General features: G+C 41.6%; 1 protein-coding gene and 1 pseudogene. Both read right to left on the reverse strand.

The window, feature by feature from the left end; genetic code table 11:
• A partial coding sequence (locus WBN20_RS15805; protein WP_424282375.1) for a WD40/YVTN/BNR-like repeat-containing protein occupies positions 1–1,069 on the reverse strand: 1,069 nt, incomplete at its 3' end.
• A 242-nt stretch (positions 1,070–1,311) separates the two neighbouring features.
• Positions 1,312–1,691: pseudogene (locus tag WBN20_RS15810) on the reverse strand (hypothetical protein); the annotation flags it as partial.

Below are 1,691 nucleotides of genomic sequence, written 5' to 3' on the forward strand. Positions count from 1 at the left end.
CATGTGGCACTTTAATAGTGGTATCAAAGGTTTTTCCTCCATCCGTAGATTTGTAAAACCCGGTATTGAGGCAGTACACCGTTTCCTTATCCCAGGGATCAGCGTAAATTCTGGAATAGTAAAAGGCACGTTGTCTCTGTTTACGTTCGTCATTAGTGCGTTCCCAGGTTAGGCCGGCATCCTCAGATCTAAAAACGCCACCTTCATTAGCTTCTACAATTGCCCATACTCTGTTGGAATCTACCGGAGAAACGGTAACCCCAATTTTTCCGATAGGTCCCGCAGGCATCCCAGGATTAGAACTAAGTTCTGTCCAGGTATCCCCGCTATCTGTGGATTTCCATAATTTACTCTCGCCACCGCCACCCCACATTTTCCATGCTTTGCGATATACCTGCCACGTACTGGCATATAAAACTTTAGGGTTATTTCGATCAATTATAAGGTCTACGGCACCCGCTTTTGGACCTGCATACAAGACTTTTTCCCAGCTATTTCCGCCATTGGTAGAACGAAACACACCACGTTCTTCATTGTCGCCATAAGGATGCCCCAGAGCGGCAACATATACGATGTCTGGATTTATAGGGTGAATTCTTATACGGGCTACTGCCTGAGTTTCTTTAAGCCCCAGGTGTCGCCAGGTTTTACCACCGTCTACAGTTTTGTATACCCCGTCGCCCTGAGTGATACTGCCTCTTAATTGTACTTCTCCCATCCCAATATAGACAATATCAGGATTGGTTTCGGCTATCGCTACCGCTCCTACAGAGGAACTGGTCACTTGTCCATCGGTAACTGCCTTCCATTCATTTCCCCCGTCTGTAGTTTTCCATAAACCTCCCCCGGTAGCACCAAAATAGTATTCGTTGGGCCTGCCAGGGCTACCAGCAGAACCTAAGGATCTACCCCCGCGATTGGGGCCAATATTTCGCCATTCCAATCCTTCATAAAAAGAAGGGTCCAGCGGAGCGCTTTCTGAAGAAGAGTTGTTTTTGTTTTGTGCGAAGGTGCTTAAAGAGATAAATAGTAAAGCAAACAGAAAGGTTTTAAGAATGTTTTGATGCATTTGGTAGATTTATGAGATGGTCAATGGTTTGTATGTCAGTAGTTCAATTAATTAAGGTGCTTTTAGCAGCCCATCGGAAAGATAATAAATTCGAATGAAAACCGATTATTTAGGGGTAACACCAAAAGGAAATTATAAATTACGAATCCCAACAAACTAATAACTTATTCTATTTCCATAAAAGAAGTATAATCTCTTATAATTGATGTCTATCTATTCTTTAACTAATAGCGCATAAGCTTTTAATTGGAATAAAGGTCAAAAAAATGTTCAGTGTCCTTTATGTCCTGCAACCCTAAAATCCAACAAACTTCAGAAAGGTCTGAGAAGTCTAATCCGCCCGCAGCAATTGCCTCATTAAGATAACGTCCCTCCTTCCCATTATATCTGTTTGATAAATCAATTGCTAATTGCCAGGTTTCAATTAATTTAGGATTGCTTATTTTCTCTTTCCATTTGGTTATTTTGGAAGATCTAAATCCGGGTGTACCATTCCCAACCTGATTGCCATCGGGTATTTTTTGATAATCAGTGTTTTTCTTCACATAATCCAGACTGGCAGGTGATGTAACATCTTCATTCCATTTACTGTGTTGTACTATATGAATGCGCTGCGAAATAT

The sequence above is a fragment of the Eudoraea sp. genome, assembly GCF_049665975.1.
In the GTDB taxonomy this organism is placed as follows: Bacteria; Bacteroidota; Bacteroidia; order Flavobacteriales; family Flavobacteriaceae; genus Eudoraea.